The sequence below is a fragment of the Flavobacterium sp. HJSW_4 genome (genome assembly GCF_042436695.1).
GTDB lineage: Bacteria > Bacteroidota > Bacteroidia > Flavobacteriales > Flavobacteriaceae > Flavobacterium.
This window is the reverse complement of record NZ_JBHNPP010000018.1, coordinates 1-20,234: the sequence shown is the minus strand read 5'-3', so window position 1 is coordinate 20,234 and position 20,234 is coordinate 1. Positions and strand designations below refer to the sequence as shown.

Below are 20,234 nucleotides of genomic sequence, written 5' to 3'. Positions count from 1 at the left end.
TATATTTGCACTACCAAAAACACTAGTCCCATAAATGAAAAAACTATCACTCTTATTAATTTGTCTTTTTAGCATTTTAAATTCAAAGGCCCAGGAATCAAGACCTATTGTAACTGGAGTACCTTTTTTACTAGTCGCTGCTGATGCTAGAGCGGCAGGTTTAGCCGACCAAGGTGTAGCTACTTCTTCAGACGTTTTCTCACAACAATGGAACCCTGCGAAGTATGCATTTTCAGAAGACGCACAAGGTCTTTCTATCAGTTACACTCCTTATTTAACAGATCTTGCCAATGATATTTCATTAGGCCAGCTAACGTATTACAACAAAATCAACGAGCGAAGTGCTTTTGCGGGAAGCTTTCGTTATTTTGGTTTTGGAGGAATCGAATTAAGATATACTGGAGATCCAAATGAAGCTGTTCGAGAAGTAAATCCAAATGAATTTGCTTTAGACGGATCGTATTCACTTAAATTAAGTGACAAATTCTCTATGGCAGTTGCAGCACGTTTTATTAGCTCAAATTTAAAAGTTGCCTCAGAAGAAGTTGACGCTACCTCTGCAAGCCAATTTGCTGTTGACGTGGCCGCTTTTTATCAATCAGAAGAAATTGCTTACCAAGATTTCAATGGTAGATGGAGAGCTGGTGTCAACTTTCAAAACATGGGGCCAAAAATCAGTTACGATAACGACGATGTAAGCACAAACTTCTTACCTGCTAATTTAAGATTAGGAGGAGGATTTGATTTTATTTTCGACGATTATAACAAACTTACTTTAAGCGCCGAACTTACTAAGCTTTTAGTTCCAACTCCTCCAGGAATAGGAACACCTGTAGATGTAAATGGCGACGGAGATTTTGACGATCCTGAAGATATTTCTCAACAAGAAGCAACAGACATTGGTTATAGAAATTACAACGACATTGGTTGGTTTCAAGGAATCTTCAAATCTTTTGGAGATGCGCCAGGCGGATTTAAAGAAGAAATAAAAGAAGTAACCTATAGTGTTGCGGCTGAATATATGTACCAAGATGCTTTTGCAATGCGTTTAGGATACTATCATGAAAGTCCAGAAAAAGGTGCGAAACAATTTTTCTCTTTAGGAGCAGGATTTAAATACAACATCATGAAAATCGATGTTTCGTACTTATTCTCAGCATCGAAAATAAAAAATCCTTTAGAAAACACACTTCGTTTCTCTTTAACGTTTAACTTTGGAGACAAATACGACAATTATTAAAGAGAAGACATTACAATAAAAACAATTCAATCCAAATTCCAGCATTTTAGGAATTTGGATTTTTTTTCCCTTAAAAACAGATGAAAGAAATCAATATAACAACTTCATTTACAATATTTGACAATTTAAACGAGCTTCCTGCCGAAATTCAAGATTTAATGAATCAAGCCATCGAGGTTAGAAAAAAAGCTTATGCACCCTATTCAAAATTTAGAGTTGGCGCTGCCCTACTTTTAGATAACGGAAAAGTTATTTTAGGTTCTAATCAAGAAAATGCTGCTTATCCATCTGGACTTTGCGCTGAAAGGACTGCAATTTTTTACGCAGGAAGCACTTATCCAGAAGCAAAAATCTTAAAAATGGCAATTACAGCAGCTTCAGACACCAATCAGACTACTGCTCCTATTCCACCTTGTGGATCTTGCCGACAATCGATAGCAGAATACGAGATAAAACAAGACACACCGATAGAAATCTATTTTATGGGAGAAATTGGTGAAGTTTACAAATCATCATCATTAAAAAATTTGCTCCCATTGATGTTTGATAAAAAGTTCTTGTAAAAAAAAGCCAAAAAGTGGTCATTAAATTTTAGTTCTTAAATGTAATGTCTTATTTTTGCATCCCGACCTTTCGGGCGCAAATTTGTGGGAGGAAACTATTTTGCGTTACAGGCACAATAATCGATAACACAAACAACTTTAGCAAAAGAAAGAATTCAGATGAAAGAAGTTACAAAAGAGGTATATTTAAAGTGGTATGAAGACATGCTACTTTGGAGAAAGTTTGAAGACAAACTTGCAGCGTTATACATTCAACAAAAAGTTAGAGGTTTTCTACACCTATATAATGGTCAGGAAGCTGTATTAGCGGGTGCTCTACACGCTATGGATTTGACCAAAGATAAAATGATTACTGCTTACAGAAACCACGTTCAACCAATTGGTATGGGAGTTGATCCTAGAAACGTAATGGCAGAACTTTTAGGAAAAGCAACAGGAACTTCTAAAGGTATGGGAGGTTCTATGCACATTTTCTCTAAAGAACATGGCTTTTACGGAGGACACGGAATCGTAGGTGCTCAAATTCCTGTGGGAGCTGGTATTGCTTTCGCAGATAAATATTTTAATACTGGCGGTGTTACTATGACCTACTTTGGTGATGGTGCTGCTAGACAAGGTTCTTTACACGAAGCTTTCAACATGGCAATGTTATGGAAACTTCCAGTTGTATTTATCGTTGAAAACAACGGTTACGCAATGGGAACTTCTGTAGAAAGAACTGCAAACCATACTGATATCTGGAAATTAGGTTTAGGTTACGAAATGCCTTGCGGACCTGTTGACGGAATGAACCCAGTAAAAGTTGCTGAAGCTATGCACGAAGCTATTGAAAGAGCTCGTCGCGGAGACGGACCAACTTTCCTTGAAATGAAAACGTACCGTTACAGAGGACACTCTATGTCTGATGCACAATTATACCGTTCTAAAGAAGAGGTTGAAGAGTACAAAAAAATTGACCCAATTACTCAAGTTCTTGATGTAATCTTGGATCAAAAATATGCTACTGCTGAAGAAATTGAAGTAATTGACCAAAGAGTTAAAGACTTAGTTGAAGAGTGTGCGAAATTTGCTGAAGAATCTCCATACCCAGACTTACAACAATTATACGATGTAGTATACGCACAAGAAGACTATCCATTTACACCTCATAAATTATAACATCATGGCGATTAAAGTAACAATGCCTCGTTTGAGCGATACTATGACGGAAGGAACGGTAGCGACTTGGTTAAAAAAAGTAGGCGACAAAATTAGCGAAGGAGATATCCTTGCTGAAATTGAAACAGACAAAGCAACAATGGAGTTCGAATCTTTTAACGAAGGAACTCTTTTACATATCGGAATCCAAGCTGGAGAAACTGCTCCTGTTGATTCATTATTAGCAATTATTGGAAATGAAGGAGAAGATATCTCAGCTTTATTAGCTGGTGGTGATGCCCCTGCTGCTCCAAAAGCTGATGCTGCTCCGGCTGCTGAAGCAAAAACTGAAACTGCTGCTCCTGCAAAAGCTGCAACTGAATTACCTAAAGGTGTTATCGTTGTAACTATGCCTCGTTTGAGCGACACTATGACTGAAGGTACAGTAGCAACTTGGTTAAAGAAAGTTGGAGATGCTGTTGCTGAAGGTGATATCTTAGCAGAAATTGAAACAGACAAAGCTACTATGGAGTTTGAGTCTTTCAATGCTGGTACATTATTATACATCGGAATTCAAGAAGGAAACACTGCTCCTGTTGACAGTTTATTAGCTATCATCGGACCTGCAGGAACTGATATTTCTGGAATTGCTGAAAACTATACTGCCGGAGGTGCTGCACCTGCAAGCGCTCCTGCTGAAGAAACAAAAGCTGCTCCTGCTGCTGAAAAAGCAACAGAAACTGTAGCTGATAATTCAAATGGAGGAAGAATTTTAGCTTCACCTTTAGCTAAAAAAATCGCTTCTGACAAAGGAATTCAATTGAACCAAGTTAAAGGTTCTGGAGAAAACGGACGTATCGTAAAAAGCGATATTGAGAACTTTACTCCATCTGCTCAAGCACAAACTGCTGCTTCTGCACCAGCTGCTAAACAAGAAGCGTCTGCTCCTGCTGCGCCAAAAGTATTCGTTCCTGCTGGAGAAGTTTACACAGAAGAGATCAAAAATTCTCAAATGCGTAAAATCATTGCAAAACGTCTTGCTGAATCTTTATTCACTGCACCTCACTACAACTTAGTAATCGAAGTTAGCATGGACGAAGCTATGCAAGCAAGAGCTGCTATCAATAGCGTTCCAGATACAAAAGTATCTTTCAACGATATGGTAATCAAAGCTTGTGCATTAGCATTGAAAAAACACCCAAAAATCAACTCTCAGTGGAAAGAAGATGCTATCATCATCAACCACCACGTAAATATTGGTGTTGCTGTAGCTGTTGAAGACGGATTAGTAGTTCCTGTATTGAAATTTACAGATGCTATGAGTTTATCTCAAATCGGCGGAAGCGTTAGAGATCTTGCTGGAAGAGCTAAAAACAAAAAACTTGGACCACAAGAAATGGAAGGAAGCACATTTACAGTTTCTAACCTAGGAATGTTTGGTATTACTGAATTCAATTCAATTATCAACCAACCAAACTCTGCAATCCTTTCTGTAGGTGCAATTGTTGAGAAACCAGTAGTTAAAAACGGTCAAATCGTAGTTGGAAACACAATGATGTTATCATTAGCTTGTGACCACAGAACTATTGATGGTGCAACTGGAGCTCAGTTCTTACAAACATTAAAACAATACATCGAAAGCCCAGTTACAATGTTGGCGTAATCTTTGTTAATTTTATAATTAAATCCCGTTTTGTTTATTCAAAACGGGATTTTTTATTTAATTTTCATCCTCAAATTCAAAACCTCATAAAATGAAGAAACTAATCCTTGTAGCTTTATTTCTGTCAGCCATTGCTTGCCAGAAAAAAGAGCAATCAGAAAAACCTTCGGCTGTTGTTGACGAACACAGTTATTCTAAACCAGAACTTGCTGTCGTAAAACATCTTGATCTTGATATCAAAGTTGATTTTGACACTCAAACTATTTCAGGAAAAGCATCTTGGACTATTGATAATAGCAGCAAAGGAAACGAAATCATTTTCGATGAAAACACTTTAAATATTACAAAAGTAACTTTAGGTGACGAAGAAAAAGAAACTAAATTCGAACTTGGAAAAGACACTGAATTTCATGGAAAACCGCTTCATGTAACTATTGAGCCGAATACAACTAAAGTAAACATCTACTACAATACAACAAAAGAAGCCGTTGCATTACAATGGCTAAAACCAGAACAAACAGCCGACAAAAAGAAACCTTTTTTATTCTCTCAAGGAGAAAGCATTTGGTCTCGTACTTGGATTCCGTGTCAGGATTCGCCAGGAATTCGTTTTACTTATAACGCAAAAGTTACCGTTCCTAAAGATTTATTAGCAGTAATGAGTGCTGTAAATCCACAGAAGAAAAACGATACTGGAGTTTATACTTTTAAACAAGACAAAGCAATTCCGTCTTATTTAATGGCGATTGCCGTTGGAGATATCGAATTTCAAGCAATCGATAATAGAACTGGAGTTTACGCAGAACCATCAATGTTGAAAAAATCGGCTTGGGAATTTGCTGAACTTGGAAAAATGGTTGTTGCAGCAGAAAAATTATACGGACCATACCGTTGGGGGCGTTACGACGTTTTGGTTTTACCTCCAAGTTTTCCTTACGGTGGAATGGAAAATCCGAACGTGACTTTCTTGACTCCGGGTGTAATTGCAGGAGATCGCTCGCTAACAAGTTTATTAGCACATGAACTTGGACACAGCTGGAGCGGAAACTTAGTCACAAATGCAACTTGGGATGATATTTGGTTAAACGAAGGTTTCACCACTTACGTTGAGCATAGAATTGGCGAAGCTATTTTCGGGAAGAAAGAATTTGAAATGCAAAACGTTATCACCAACAAAGAATTGACTGATAACGTTGCTGAATATGGCGATACAAATCCAGATACAAGATTAAAAGTTAGTTTGACTGGAAGAAATCCTGACGACGGAATTAGCCAAATTCCTTATGTAAAAGGATATGCATTTTTAAGAGTTATTGAAAACGCTGTTGGAAGAGAAAAATTCGATCCGTTTATTAAAAACTATTTTGATTCTCATGCTTTTCAATCAATTACAACAGAAGATTTTGTGAAATATTTGAATGAGAATTTAATTAAAAGAGACAAAACTTTAGCAGATAAAATCAAATTAGACGACTGGATTTACAAACCAGGAATTCCGTCAAACATTGTTCCTGTAAGTTCTGCTGATTTTGATGCAATTGATGCTATTCAAAAAAGCTGGAGAGAGACTGGCGTTGCAGGTTTAAGTAAAAAAATTACAACAACTGCAGAGAAACAACATTTTATAGATCATCTTCCTGCTGATATTACAGTTGCAGAAATGGAAGCTATTGACAAAGAATTCAACTTTACAAAAGGTGGAAATTTTATCATCAAACGACAATGGTTTGTTCAGGCTTTACGCCATCAATACAAACCAGCATATCCTGCAATTGAGCAATTCTTAATCGGAATCAGCAGAACTGGATCTGTAATGATGCTTTATAAAGAAATGGTTAAAACTCCTGAAGGAAAAGTTTGGGCAAAACAGGTTTTTGAAAAAGCAAAATCGGGTTATCATGCTACAACTATTCAAGCTGTTGAAGGTGTTTTGAAATAATTTTTCTTAAAACATAATTTTTAAAAGCGGTTGTCTTTATGAAGACAACCGCTTTTTTATTACTGACAAGTCCCAGCGGGACGAAATATGTATAGAAATAATTAATTTCATTTAAAAAAGCTCCAGCGGAGTGACATATCCAGTTATCGAACATATGTCGCTCCGCTGGAGCTTTTTTAAATATCCTAGACAATTAATCTATAAATATTTCATTCCTCCGGAATTTTTATTCCTAAAAAACATCTTATAAAAAACGAACACCCTAGCCCCGATAGAAGTGGAAATCCTTTTGTGGCGGGGTTCGCCACAAAAGATTGGAACGGATAGCGGGATTAGCTCCTGAAAAATCATATCATTTTACTCTAAAAAACTATCAGGGAAAATTGTCCATCACATAGCGTCAATCCTCCATGTTCTAAGATCTGTAATCGTCGCACCTTTGTAATGTCAAAAGACAACAACAAATAACAACAATTAAATATCAAATAAAATGACACGATTAACAGCATTAAACCCAGAAGAAGTAACAGGAAAAACTAAAGATTTATTCAACGCTGTACAAGCAAAATTAGGCGTTGTACCGAACATGATGAGAACAATGGGGAATTCTCCAGCAGTTTTGGAAGGATATTTGAACTTGAGTGGCGCTTTGAGCCACGGAAAATTAAGCGCAAAAACAGGTGAATTAATTGCTTTAGCAGTTTCAGAAAGCAATTCTTGCGATTACTGTTTAGCCGCTCACACTTTTATTGGTGAAAAATTAGTAAAAGCTGATCCAGCAGTTTTACACGCAGCGAGAACAGGAAATTCTACTGACGCTAAAACAGAAGCTATTTTACAATTAGCAAAAACATTAATCAGCAAAAATGGTTTAGTAAATGACGAAGATGTAAACAAAGCTAAAAACGCTGGAGTTTCTGATGCAGAGATTGCCGAAACTGTTGCACATACAGCTTTAAACGTACTAACAAACTACTTCAACAATTTAGCGAATACTGAAATTGATTTTCCTGCAGTATAATTAAACAGCACTTTCGCAATAACAAAAAAGAATGTATAAAGATAGCTCCGAATTTATTTGAGAGCTATCTTTATATTTCCAAAAATGAATAAATTATGAGTTCACAAAATGTTTTCACTTTAATAAATCCGCAAAATGGGAATTTGGCTTTCAAAATTCTTGCTTTTGATGATAACAGCCATTTTGATCATTTACAGCGAAATAATTATTATTCGTTGATTTGGATAACCAAAGGAAAAGGCAAAGTAAAAGCCGATTTTGCTGAACATTATTTTGAAGAAAATTCACTTCTCGCCTTTTCGCCTTATCAGCCCTTTATGCTTTGTGTAAATGAGCCAATTGAAGGAATTGCGATTCATTTTCACCCTGATTTTTACTGCATTCACATGCATCAAAAAGAGGTTTCTTGCAATGGTGTTTTGTTCAATAATATTTATCAGCCGCCTTATGTGAAAGTTACAGAACAAGCTGCATTAACATTTAATATGGTCATTGACCAAATGAAATCTGAGATTCAAAATGCTGAATTGGCGCAATATGAATTGCTTATTTCTTATTTGAAAATCTTTTTAATTACAGCTTCAAGATTAAAAACGGATCAATTGGAAGAAATGAAATCGGTTCCAGATTCAAAAGAACCAATTATTCTTCAGAACCTAAAAGATGCCATCGAACTGAATTTCAAGACCAAACATTCAGCTGGAAATTATGCAGATTTATTGAATATTTCTCCAAAAGCATTGGCTAAATTATCTAAGAATTATTTCAACAAAACCTTAACTGATTTGATTTCTGAACGAATTATTATTGAAGCTAAAAGAGAATTATACCTAACCAATAAAACAGTTAAAGAAATAGCCTACGAATTAGGCTATGATGACGAACATTATTTCAGCCGTTTCTTCAAAACAAATGCTGATGTTTCGCCTCAAATTTATCGCGAAACTGTAGGTTTTGGAAAAATGGAAGCTTAATTTTTTAGTCACAGTTTTCAGTCACAGTCTCAGTTGCAGATTACTGTAAACTGAGACTGGGACTGCTTACTTATTTTTCGCTTCAATCCATTTTGACATGTACATCGTGCTTTTAAACGCGTGATGTTGCAATAAATTCCCCATAAAGTTGTGGAGACGATGGCTTTTTGAATCTACTAAAAGTGAATTTGTCAATGAAATAAGTTTTTCTGCATAATCACTTTTTTGATAGCATTTATTAATGATTTCAATTCCTTTTTTTTGAGATTCTTTCCAGAGATTTTCATCTTGATAAAGGGCAATGGCTTTTTTAGCGAATTCTGCTGGATTATCTTCAATAAAACCATTCCAAGCTAAATCTTCATGCATTGCTTCAGAACCAATAGAAGTCGTAATACTTGGCGTTCCGCATTGCATGGCTTCTAAAAGTTTGCCTTTTAAACCTGCTCCAAAACGAATTGGCGCTAGAACAATTTTAGCTTTTTTTACAATTTCATTTGCATCTTCTGTCCTTCCCATGATATAAAAACCATTTTTAGGCTGATGCAATTGTAATACTTTTTGAGACGGATAAGCTCCATAAACTTCCAAAACAGCTTCTGGAAAATCTTTTTTTATAGAAGGCCAAATTGCTTCTTTTAAATATTGAACGGTATTCCAATTCGGTTCATGAAGAAAGTTTCCGATGAAAACAAAGTTTTTTCTTTCGTCAAAAGAAGGCAATTTTAAAAGCTCTTCTTCTTTCATTTCATCAACTAAAAACGGAAGATAAAAGAGTAAAATTTCATTAATTCTAAAAACATCTTTTAGAACATTCATTTCAAATTCAGAAATAATCAAAGACAAATCACATCTTAAAATGCTAGCAATTTCTCTTTTTGCTACTTCTTCAGATAATAAATCTTGGATTTCGAAAGTTCGATTTTCTTTGAAAGCTTTTTGTCTTGCCGTTCTCAAGCAATGTAAATCTTCGGTGTCTAAAATTCGAATTGCTTTAGGGCATTTTTCAATCACTCGCCATCCAAATTGTTCTTCGATCATAAAACGATCAAATAGAACAACGTCTGGATTTAATTCCAAAATAAAATTATCAAAAGTAGAAGAATTGAGTTCGATGCTCTTTTTTATCACTCCAAACTCAGATAAATCAACCATAAAATCGCTGTCTTGTGCAGCGCTGGCAAAAGTAATTTCGAATCCATTTTGTTTAAAAATCGAAATCAATTGCATCATCCTTCCGCCTGCAGCAGAAGACTTTGGCTCAGGCCACACAAATCCAATTATCAAAAGTTTTTTCGACTGTTCCATTTTATTTGGTTTCATTTTACAAAATAATGCTTTTTTGCACATTTTTGCACCATATTTACTGACTTTTGGTTGTAAAAAAAGACTAATTTTGCAGCAAATAAATTACCGCTGTCATGTTAGGATTAAAATTAGCTACCGACCCTCGATGGGTAAACATCGTCGAATCAAACATCGAAGAAATTTTAACGGATCACGCTTGGTGCGAACAAAAAGCTGCTTCAAACGCAATCAGTATTGTTACGTATAACTCTGAATTAGAGGAGTTAGTAACTGAAATGCTTGAAATTGCCAGAGAAGAATTGGAGCATTTTCAAATGGTTCATAACATCATAAAGGAGCGCGGACTTACACTTGGTCGTGAAAGAAAAGATCATTATGTAAATGAACTTTTTAAATTTATGAAAAAAGATGGCAGCCGCAGAGACGCTCTTTGCGACCGATTATTGTTTTCTGCGATGATCGAAGCTAGAAGTTGTGAGCGTTTTAAAGTTCTTTCGGAAAATATTAAAGACGAAAAACTAGCTAAATTCTACAGAGATTTAATGATTTCTGAGGCTGGACATTACACTACATTTTTAGGCTTTGCCAGAAAATATCAAGACAACATCGACATCGACAAACGATGGAAAGAATGGATTGAATATGAAGGTTCTATTATTACCAATTATGGTAAAAACGAAACCGTTCACGGATAAATTACGCTCTTTTTTTATTACTCTATTTTTATATTTAAATACCACATTTCGCTATGCAGAAAAGTAAATCCAGATCAATCGTTTTTAAAATTGCGAAGTATTTCGGAATAACTTTCGCGGTTATTTTAGGATTATTATTTTTAACGCCTATCGTCTTTGAGGACCAAATTAAAGAACAAATAAAGAAAACAGCCAACGAAAGATTAAGCGCAGAATTGAATTATTCTGATGTTTCTGTTTCGTTTTTTCGCCATTTTCCTTCTCTTACTTTAACTTTAGACAATTTAAGTTTAAACGGTTCTGCACCCTATAAAAACGAAAAATTCATCACTGCAAAAGAGGTTTCTTTTGGAATCGATGTCATGAGTTTAATTTTCAGCAAATCGGTAAAAATTGATCAGATTTATTTATCAGATTCTTTTATAAATGTAAAAGTGAATCCGAATGGAGAAGCGAATTACAACATTTATAAATCGCAAGAACAAGCAGCTAAGTCGAATGACACCACAGAAACTGCTTTAAAATTGGAGCGAATTGAAATTTTAAACAGTAAAATTGTTTACGATGATCAATCGACAAAAGTTCATTTTGATGCTTTCGGATTCAATTATTTAGGAAAAGGAGATTTAAACAAAGCGGTTTTTGACTTGTATTCGAAAGCCAAAATCGAGAAATTAAATATCGTTTACGAAAATGAACCGTATTTAATGAACAAAAAGATTGATGCCGATTTGATTACAAAAGTCAACATCAACTCACTTTCTTTCTTTTTCCAGCAGAACAACCTTAAAATCAATCAGCTTTTGGTTGACTTTAAAGGGAAATTTGACATTTTAAAAGATGGTTACAACATGGATTTCGTTATTAAATCTGATAATAGCGAGCTGTATGACGTATTTACTGCTTTCCCGCCAAAATATATTACTTGGCTTTCTCAAACTGAATTAAAAGGAAAAACAGACCTTCTTCTAACTTTAAAAGGAAAATACATTACTTCTCAAAATATTGCTCCAGATTTAGATTTGGATGTAAAAGTAAAAGATGGTTTTGTAAATTATAACAAGAGCGCATTTCCTGTTTCTAATTTAAATTTAGACATCAAAACAAAAGTTCCGTCTTTAAATCCGGATTTAGTTATTGTTGATGCTAAAAACCTTTCTCTAAATGTTAATGAGGATTATTTAAAATCTAAGTTTTTCATTAAAGGATTAAAAACCTCAGAGATTAATGCTGATTTTAAAGCTAAAATAGATCTTGAAAAATTAAGTAATGCTCTTGGAATTCCTGGTATCGAATTAAAAGGAGCCTTAGCGGGCGACGTAAAAGCTAACGGAGTATTTGATCAGAAAAACAAACGTTTTCCCGTTACAAACGGAACAATTAATTTGGATAATGGCTATTTAAAAACATCTTATTACCCAAATCCAATTACGAATATTACGATCAAATCTAACATTAAAAACCAAAAAGGAACTTTTGAAGATTTAAAGATAAGCTTAACGCCAACTCAATTTACTTTTGAAGGAAAACCAGTTTTTGTTCAGGCAGATTTAAGCAATTTTGATGATTTAAATTATGATATAAAAGCCAAAGGAGAATTGGACGTGAACAGAATTTATAAAGTTTTCTCTCAAAAAGGTCTTGATCTTGATGGTTTTATAAAAGCTGATTTAGCCTTGAAAGGAAAACAAAGCGATGCCGAAAAAGGAAATTACAGCAAATTAAACAATAAAGGAACTCTTGAATTAAGAAACATTGGAATTGCTTCTGAATATCTTCCAAAGAAATTCATTATCAAAGAAGGTATTTTCAAAATCAATCAGGATAAAATGTCGTTTAATAATTTCTTGGCAGCTTACGGGCAGTCTGACTTTAAGATGAATGGTTATTTACAAAACGTTTTTAATTATGCAATGACCAATACAGGCGTTTTAAGAGGTTCTTTCAAAGTTACTTCTCGCTATATCAATGTTGACGAATTTATGTCAAGCGTAGATCCAAACACACCTGTAACGCAAGCTCCAAAAGCAGAGACAAAACAATCAGAAAAGGCGCAGACTGGTGTTATCATTATTCCGAACAACTTAAATTTACAATTGATTGCAAATGCTCAAAAAGTAAATTTCGACAAACTAAACCTTCAAAATGCAACTGGAAATTTAACTATGAAAAAGGGTAAATTGACGATGCAAAACACTGGTTTCAATTTAATTGGATGCAATGTTGCTATGAATGCCAATTATCAAGCGGTCACTCCGCAGAAAGCAAATTTTGATTACGCTATAAAAGCTACAGATTTTGACATCAAAAGAGCTTACAACGAAATCGACGTTTTCAGAAAAATGGCTAGTGCAGCAGAGAAAGCGCAAGGAATCGTTTCTTTAGATTATCAATTAAAAGGTCGATTGAATGGAAATATGGAACCTGTTTACCCTTCTCTTGTGGGTGGCGGAACACTTTCTGTAAAAAATGTAAAAGTGAGAGGTTTAAAAATGTTTAATGCCGTAAGTAAACAAACGAATACACAGTCTATAAAAAACCCGGATGTTTCTAAAGTTGATATTAAAACAACTGTTAAGAACAATATTATAACTGTAGAACGCTTTAAATTTAAGTTTGCAGGCTTTAGACCAAGAATTGAAGGAACAACAAGCTTAGACGGCAGATTGAACTTAAAAATGCGTTTAGGATTGCCTCCTTTTGGAATTTTCGGAATTCCGTTAACTGTAACAGGAACTCAAGATAATCCAAAAGTAAAAGTCGGCAAGAAAACAGAAGATCTCGAAGAGACCAAGGATACAGAATAATTAAATTCTAATTATATAAAAGAAAACCGAAGCTTATGCGCCTCGGTTTTTTTATTTTAAACTCCATAGAGAATCTTAGAAACATATAAAATCCCTTTGGCCAACAGCCACAATAAGGCAGCTGCTCCTAAAAGTTTCCAAGCCCAAGCTTTACTCCTTTTCCAATCAGAGAAAAACGAAAAGATCTCAAAATATTTAATTACTACATAAACACTTGTTCCTATCAGCGAAAACCAAACAATTTCATTTAAATGATAACTGAAGCCGTACAAGAAGGTTAAACCCAAAAAAAGTACGGTGACAAACTGCAGATAGTAATAATTTCTGAATTCATATCTGTAGTTCATTTTTAAAGACAAAATCAAGAACGATATGGCCAACAAGCTTATTAAAGCCGATATGACATTATAAAAAAGAGAATTCTCTTGAAGAATAAGCACTACAACCGCAGTAAGCGCAATAACAGTACATCCTCCTAGAGAATTTATTTCTCGATCTCTTTTATCATTTTTAAAAGGAAACAAAATTGGATATAAATATTTTTCTAAAGTGCGCCAAAAAGGTAAAGCATAAATTGTCGCAATTCCCGACAATACAATTTCATAGTTATAAAAAACGTCCTGAGGAACTTTGCACAATACATATACAAGCGCAAGCGTAAGAAATAATCCAGGTAGAGAAATTGTTTTTACCGCTTCCCATGGACTTTCCGCCCAAAAATTATTTTCTACTTTAAAAATGTACTTCTTAATAAAATATTCTTTAGTAAAGATCGCTGTCGTCTGACTCCACAATAAGCACAATCCGACATGAATAACAACCGTGCGTAGTACAAATTCTTCGATAGAAACTCCATAATAAACACAGAAAGCTCCAGCAATCAGCAATTCATAAGTCAGTAAAACGGGCGAAAATAAAAATCGAAATAAGGGCGCCAAATGTCTAATCACAAGATCAATCAGCAAATTCCAATATCGCTTAAACAGAGCAATAATGGCACAAATAGCAATAAATGCCGACAGATAAAACATCCAATTTGCCAGCGATTGCGCTTGTATCCAAAATTGAATTGCCGAATCTTTTGGCAGAGTATATACGATTTGAGAATTAGCAAGAACCTCAGAAGCTAACTGATCTCTTACTTCATCATCAAATTTAGGAAATTGACTTTTATGTTTCGTCCAGAATTGTTCTGTTTCAAAACCATTCTTTTTAAGAACCGCCAATTCATACAAAACATTTTTCTGTTCGCTGTTTAATGAATTCAATTTAACATTGATACTGTCTGAAGCAGTTTTTGCATACATACTGAAACAAGACAGCAGTATAAGTAGTATTATTTTTTTCAACTTTAAATATTTAAAAACAAAATCTAAAAGTAAATATAAGTCTTAAAGTCTTTATAAAAGTATAAAAAACAAAAAACCCGATCATTTCTGAACGGGTTTTTTATAAAAAGCAATCTATGATTATTATGCCTCGAATGGGATAATAGATACATAAGATTTGTTATCTCTTTTCTTTTGGAACTTAACAACTCCAGCAACTCTTGCGTGAAGAGTGTGATCTTTACTAATGTAAACGTTTTCACCTGGATTGTGTTTTGAACCTCTTTGTCTAACGATGATGTTCCCAGCAATAGCAGCTTGTCCACCATAAATCTTAACGCCTAGACGTTTTGATTCTGATTCTCTACCATTCTTCGAACTACCGACACCTTTCTTGTGAGCCATGACGTATGAGTTTAAATATTGTTATTATTCTTTAGTAGCTTCTTTTTTAGCTTTTGGAGCTGCTTTTTTTGCTTTTGGAGCTTCTACTTCTTCAGTAGATGCTTCTTCTGCTACAACCGCTTTTTTAGCTGCTGCTTTTTTAGTTCCTCCTGCTGCAGTAATACCTTCAATTACAATTTGTGTAAGATATTGTCTGTGACCATTTCTTTTTTTGTATCCTTTTCTTCTTTTCTTTTTGAAAACGATAACTTTATCACCTTTTAAGTGTTGTAACACTTTAGCTTCTACTGAAGCACCTTCTATAGCTGGGGCGCCTAAAGTTACATTTCCGTTATCGTCTAATAAAAGAACTTTGTCAAAAGAAACTTTTGAACCTTCTTCGTTAGCCAAACGGTGAACATAAACCTTTAAGTCTTTGCTTACTTTAAATTGTTGCCCTGCTATCTCTACGATTGCATACATACCAAATTGATTTATTGATTTTTAAGGTTGCAAATATACAACTAATAATTTACTGTGCAATCCCTAAAAGCAAAAATATTTTCACTTATAAAAACCTTGTTTTTCAAGCAGTTCCACGCCAAAAATCAAATTAATTTAAAGTAAAAGATTGTTAAAATCCTATTTATTTGAAAACAAATCTGTAATACATAAGTAAAAAAAACTACTTTTGATATAATCAAAATCAACTCTTGTCTACCTACTCTTGTTGATATTTTAAAATTATTAATCTTTATGAAAAAATCAATAATGATGTTAAGTGCTGCATTAATGCTTGGCGGAGTGGCTCATGCCCAAAAAGTAGCTTTCGAAGAATACGATCTAGAGAATGGGCTTCATGTCATTTTACACAATGACCCTTCTGCTCCAGTTGTTATCACTTCGGTAATGTATCATGTTGGATCAAAAGACGAACGTCCTGACAGAACCGGCTTTGCACACTTTTTTGAACATCTATTATTTGAAGGAACCCAAAATATAAAACGTGGGGAATGGATGAAAATTGTTACTGCAAATGGAGGCGTAAATAATGCCAACACATCTGATGACAGAACTTATTATTATGAAGTTTTTCCTTCTAACAGTTTAGAACTTGGCTTATGGATGGAGTCTGAAAGACTAATGCATCCTATTATTAATAAAATTGGAGTTGACACGCAAAATGAAGTTGTAAAAGAAGAAAAAAGAATGCGTTACGACAATCAGCCTTACGGAAATATTCTTCCGGAGGTTAAAAAGAATATGTTCAAAAAGCACCCATATAGATGGACTACAATTGGTTCTATGGAGGATTTGGACGCTGCAAAACTAGAAGAATTTCAAGCTTTCAATAAAAAATTCTATACGCCAAACAATGCAGTTTTAGTTGTTGCTGGAGATTTTGAAAAAACAAAAACAAAAGAATGGATTCAGAAATATTTTGGACCAATTCCGAAAGGCGAAGAACTTAAAAAACAAACTTATACAGAAGACCCAATCACTCAGCCGATTAAAGCAACTTATGAAGATCCGAACATTCAAATTCCAATGATTGTGGCTTCATACAGAACGCCTTCAATGAAAACTAGAGATGCAAGGGTTTTAGACTTGATTTCGTCTTATTTAAGTGATGGAAAAAGCTCTAAACTTTACAAAAAAATCGTTGACGACAAAAAAATGGCGTTACAAATTGGCGCAGTAGGATTTAGCCAAGAAGATTACGGAATGTACATTCTTTACGGTCTTCCAATGGCTCCATACACAACAGCCGATATTTTAAAAGAAATGGATGAGGAAATCGTAAAAATTCAAACCGATCTAATTTCTGAAAAAGACTATGAAAAATTACAAAACAAATTCGATAACAATTATGTAAATGCCAATTCGAGCGTAGAAGGAATCGCAGAAAATCTTGCTTCGTATTATTTACTTTATGGCGACGTTAATTTAATTAATACCGAAATCGACATTTACCATTCTATTACAAGAGAAGAAATAAGAGAAGTTGCTAAGAAATATTTAAATCCGAATCAGCGTTTGACTTTAGATTATATTCCAACTGCCAAATCTCAAAACTAAGAATATCGAATCATGAAAAAAATATATCCTTTTTTAATCCTTATTTTCCTAACTGGAACTATGCAAGCACAAGATCGTCCACAACCCAAACCAGGAAATGCCCCGGTAGTCAACATCAAAAAACCTCAAACCTTTGTTTTATCAAACGGAATGAAAGTTTTAATTGTTGAAAACCACAAATTGCCTAGAGTTAGTTTTACACTTACACTAGACAACGCTCCATTTACTGAAGGCAACAAAAAAGGGGTTGACGAATTGACGAGCAGTTTAATTGGAAACGGAACTAAAAAAACAACCAAAGAAGCATTCAATGAAGAGATTGATTTTTACGGAGCTAATATCAACTTTACTTCTCAAGGAGCTTACGCAAGTTCATTATCAAAATATTCTGGACGTGTTTTAGAACTTTTAGCTGAAGGTGCTTTACAGCCAAATTTTACTCAAACTGAATTTGACAAAGAAAAAGCAAAACTTTTGGAAGGTCTTAAAGCAGACGAAAAAAGCGTTCCAGCTATTTCAAATCGAGTAGTCGATGTTTTGGCTTTTGGAAAAAATCATCCTACCGGAGAATTTCTTTCTGAAGAAACTGTAAAAAATGTAACGCTTACAGATGTTCAGAACAATTACAACACTTATTTTGTTCCAGAAAACGCTTATTTAGTAGTTATTGGCGACATTAAATTTAAAGAAGTAAAAGCGGCCGTTGAGAAATTATTTGGCGGATGGAAAAAACAAAGCGCACCAAAAAACACTTATCCAACTCCAGAAAATGTTGCCAACTTACAAATAGATTTTGTTGATGTTCCAAATGCGGTTCAATCTGAAATTTCATTAGTAAATACTGTAAATTTAAGAATGAGCGATCCAGATTTTTTTCCTGCTGTAATTGCAAATCAAATTCTTGGCGGTGATTTTAATAGTTATTTGAACATGAATTTACGCGAACAGCACGCTTGGACGTATGGCGCAAATTCTAGCATTGGAAGCGGAAAATATGTTACTAAATTTAAAGCTGCTTCAGCGGTAAGAAATACGGTAACAGATAGCGCCGTTGTTCAATTTGTAAAAGAAATCAAAAGAATTAGAACAGAAAGAGTTGATCCAGAAGTTTTAAGAAATGTAAAAGCAGGATATATCGGAAGATTTGTAATGCAAGTTGAAAAACCTCAAGCTGTTGCGCGTTATGCTTTAAACATTGAAACAGAAAAACTTCCTGCTGATTTCTACGAAAAATACATTCAGACCATCAATAATGTTACTGCAGACGATATTTACCGTGTTGCCAACAAGTATTTCTTATTAGACAATATGCGCATCGTAATTGTCGGAAAAGGAACTGATGTAATTCCTGGTTTAGAAAAATTACAAATTCCGATTCATTATTTCGATAAATACGGAAATCCAGTTGAAAAACCTGCCACAAAAAAAGAAGCGCCAAAAGACGTTACAGCAAAAACAGTTTTTGAAAACTATATTAAAGCTATTGGCGGAGAAAAAGCTGTTACTGCAGTTAAAACATTATACATGAATGGCTCAACAACTGTTCCTCAAGCTCCTACTCCATTAACTTTTACTTCTAAATTAGATTCGAAAGGTAAAATGATGGTTTCGCTTTCTATGGGAACAATGAATTTAATGAAACAAGTCGTGAATGAAAAAGGCGCTTATGTTGAACAGCAAGGAAAAAGAAAAAACCTTGAAGGCGAAGATTTAGCGGACATGAAAGCAAACGCCGCTCCTTTTGAAGAATTACAGCTCGTAAAAAGAACCGATTTAAAAGTAGAAGGAATCGAACCAATTAACGGAAATGATGCTTATGTAATCAAAGACGGCAAAACAACGTATTATTATGATGTTAAATCTGGCTTAAAAATAGCAGAATCAAAAGTTCGTGAACAAGGCGGAAAATCAGTTGAGCAAATCACTAATTTCAACGATTATAAAGAAGTAAAAGGTGTTAAAGTTCCTTTTAATTTAGTTCAAAATGTTGGTTTCGAATTGGACATCAAAATGTCTGATATTAAAATAAATGAAGGAGTTTCTGAGAAGGATTTTCTTTAATCTAAGATGCTAAGGTTCTGAGATACTAAGATACTAAGATTCTGAATCACCAAAACTAAAAAGCTTTGTCAAAGTTTGAAACTTTGACAAAGCTTTTTTTTATTTATCTCGTTTGTCTGGCTGAACCCTTCGTTCCTCAGAATAAACTCCATCGAAGCCCTTTGCGCTCTTCGACTCCGCTCAGAGTGACAGATAAAACTTCAATCCATTTTACATTGCACAAAAGCAACTTTAACTCATAACTTACAATTCATAACTTATAACTCGAAATCATTTTTTTGCCGACAAATAAACTCCGATCAAAATAATAAACGCCCCAACAGATTGAATTGGCGTTAGGAATTCATTATCCAATAATCCCCAAAAAAAGGCAACTATCGGAATCAAATAAGTTACTGACGTTGCAAATACAGGCGACGACATTTGAATTAGTTTAAAGAAAAGAATGTTTGCAATTCCAGTTCCTAAAACACCTAAAATCATTACAAAAAGTATAGAATGTTGCGTTTCTACAAAATGTACTTTTTGACTGATATCGGTTGTGCTTAAAATAATTAAAGCAGGCAAAAACAAAACTGCAAAATTCCCTGTTGTGATACTAACCGAATTCAGATCGTGCAAATATTTCTTAATTAGATTTACGTTGATAGCATAACTAAGCGTTGCAATTACAACCAAAACAACATAAAGATAATTTTGAGTTCCGCTAGAAGAATCTCCGCTTAAAACTAAAAGCAAACAACCTACAAGCCCAACAAAAACTCCCAAAACTTGTCGTTTTTGAAACTGAATTCCGAAAGCTATAATTCCTAAAACCAAAGTATTTAAAGGCGTGAGCGAATTCAAAATTGCTACAACAGAGCTATTTACCTGAGTTTCTGCAATCGCAAAAAGATAAGCTGGCATAAAAGTTCCGAAAAGGGAAGTTATGGCAACATATTTCCACTGACGTTTAGAAATTTTCTTTAGACTATTAAAACCAAAAATCAACAGAAAAAGTGCGGCAAAAATAATTCGGAAAGAACCAACTTGGAT

At 34.4% G+C, this 20,234-nt stretch carries 16 protein-coding genes; 11 read left to right on the top strand and 5 right to left on the bottom strand.

All coding sequences use genetic code 11. The features are described from left to right. Positions 1-34 precede the first annotated feature (34 nt). From porV to ACE01P_RS16390, 7 genes are all read left to right on the top strand, one after another. Positions 35-1,240 carry a type IX secretion system outer membrane channel protein PorV gene (gene porV / locus ACE01P_RS16420; RefSeq protein ID WP_379699936.1) on the top strand — a complete coding sequence of 402 codons (1,206 nt, stop codon included), beginning with the start codon at positions 35-37 and terminating at the stop codon, positions 1,238-1,240. Positions 1,241-1,320: 80 nt separating this feature from the next. After that, positions 1,321-1,803 carry a cytidine deaminase gene (cdd, locus tag ACE01P_RS16415; RefSeq protein WP_379699933.1) on the top strand — a complete coding sequence of 161 codons (483 nt, stop codon included), beginning with the start codon at positions 1,321-1,323 and terminating at the stop codon, positions 1,801-1,803. A gap of 159 nt (positions 1,804-1,962) precedes the next feature. Further along, on the top strand, positions 1,963-2,961 hold the full coding sequence (gene pdhA / locus ACE01P_RS16410) for a pyruvate dehydrogenase (acetyl-transferring) E1 component subunit alpha (RefSeq protein ID WP_012023629.1): 999 nt from the start codon (positions 1,963-1,965) through the stop codon (positions 2,959-2,961). Positions 2,962-2,965: 4 nt separating this feature from the next. After that, positions 2,966-4,603 (top strand): 2-oxo acid dehydrogenase subunit E2, encoded by a 1,638-nt coding sequence (locus ACE01P_RS16405; RefSeq protein ID WP_379699929.1) that lies wholly within the window; start codon positions 2,966-2,968, stop codon positions 4,601-4,603. 91 nt (positions 4,604-4,694) lie between these two features. Continuing rightward, the gene (locus ACE01P_RS16400) at positions 4,695-6,542 is read left to right on the top strand and encodes a leukotriene A4 hydrolase C-terminal domain-containing protein (RefSeq protein ID WP_379699926.1); all 1,848 of its coding nucleotides are present in this window, start codon (positions 4,695-4,697) and stop codon (positions 6,540-6,542) included. 490 nt (positions 6,543-7,032) lie between these two features. Continuing rightward, positions 7,033-7,563, top strand: coding sequence for a carboxymuconolactone decarboxylase family protein (locus tag ACE01P_RS16395; protein ID WP_379699924.1), 531 nt, complete (start codon positions 7,033-7,035; stop codon positions 7,561-7,563). Between the two features lie 95 nt (positions 7,564-7,658). Beyond that, entirely contained in the window at positions 7,659-8,537 is an 879-nt protein-coding gene (locus ACE01P_RS16390) for a helix-turn-helix domain-containing protein (protein WP_379699922.1), read from the top strand. Positions 8,538-8,603: 66 nt separating this feature from the next. Here ACE01P_RS16390 and ACE01P_RS16385 read toward each other — a convergent pair whose 3' ends face one another. Next, positions 8,604-9,845, bottom strand: coding sequence for a glycosyltransferase (locus ACE01P_RS16385; protein ID WP_379700048.1), 1,242 nt, complete (start codon positions 9,843-9,845; stop codon positions 8,604-8,606). A 113-nt stretch (positions 9,846-9,958) separates the two neighbouring features. On the opposite strand from ACE01P_RS16385, the gene ACE01P_RS16380 reads away from it, so the two are divergent. Both ACE01P_RS16380 and ACE01P_RS16375 read left to right on the top strand, forming a co-directional pair. Next, entirely contained in the window at positions 9,959-10,540 is a 582-nt protein-coding gene (locus tag ACE01P_RS16380) for a tRNA-(ms[2]io[6]A)-hydroxylase (protein ID WP_379699919.1), read from the top strand. Between the two features lie 53 nt (positions 10,541-10,593). Further along, positions 10,594-13,347, top strand: a complete 2,754-nt coding sequence (locus ACE01P_RS16375) for an AsmA-like C-terminal region-containing protein (protein ID WP_379699916.1) — start codon at positions 10,594-10,596, stop codon at positions 13,345-13,347. 56 nt (positions 13,348-13,403) lie between these two features. Here ACE01P_RS16375 and ACE01P_RS16370 read toward each other — a convergent pair whose 3' ends face one another. The 3 genes from ACE01P_RS16370 to rplU all read right to left on the bottom strand — a co-directional run bounded on the left by ACE01P_RS16370 (position 13,404) and on the right by rplU (position 15,542). After that, the gene (locus tag ACE01P_RS16370) at positions 13,404-14,696 is read right to left on the bottom strand and encodes a hypothetical protein (RefSeq protein ID WP_379699913.1); all 1,293 of its coding nucleotides are present in this window, start codon (positions 14,694-14,696) and stop codon (positions 13,404-13,406) included. A gap of 123 nt (positions 14,697-14,819) precedes the next feature. Beyond that, positions 14,820-15,080, bottom strand: coding sequence for a 50S ribosomal protein L27 (rpmA, locus tag ACE01P_RS16365; protein WP_012023622.1), 261 nt, complete (start codon positions 15,078-15,080; stop codon positions 14,820-14,822). A 24-nt stretch (positions 15,081-15,104) separates the two neighbouring features. Beyond that, positions 15,105-15,542: a 50S ribosomal protein L21 gene (rplU, locus tag ACE01P_RS16360; protein WP_379699910.1), complete on the bottom strand. Its 438-nt coding sequence runs from the start codon at positions 15,540-15,542 to the stop codon at positions 15,105-15,107. Between the two features lie 273 nt (positions 15,543-15,815). Between rplU and ACE01P_RS16355 the strand changes: the two genes are divergently transcribed. Both ACE01P_RS16355 and ACE01P_RS16350 read left to right on the top strand, forming a co-directional pair. After that, positions 15,816-17,138 (top strand): M16 family metallopeptidase, encoded by a 1,323-nt coding sequence (locus tag ACE01P_RS16355; protein ID WP_379699907.1) that lies wholly within the window; start codon positions 15,816-15,818, stop codon positions 17,136-17,138. Positions 17,139-17,150: 12 nt separating this feature from the next. Further along, positions 17,151-19,199, top strand: coding sequence for an insulinase family protein (locus ACE01P_RS16350; RefSeq protein ID WP_379699905.1), 2,049 nt, complete (start codon positions 17,151-17,153; stop codon positions 19,197-19,199). A gap of 270 nt (positions 19,200-19,469) precedes the next feature. Here ACE01P_RS16350 and ACE01P_RS16345 read toward each other — a convergent pair. Beyond that, positions 19,470-20,234 (bottom strand): DMT family transporter (locus ACE01P_RS16345; RefSeq protein ID WP_379699902.1); only part of this gene is annotated, 765 nt, incomplete at its 5' end.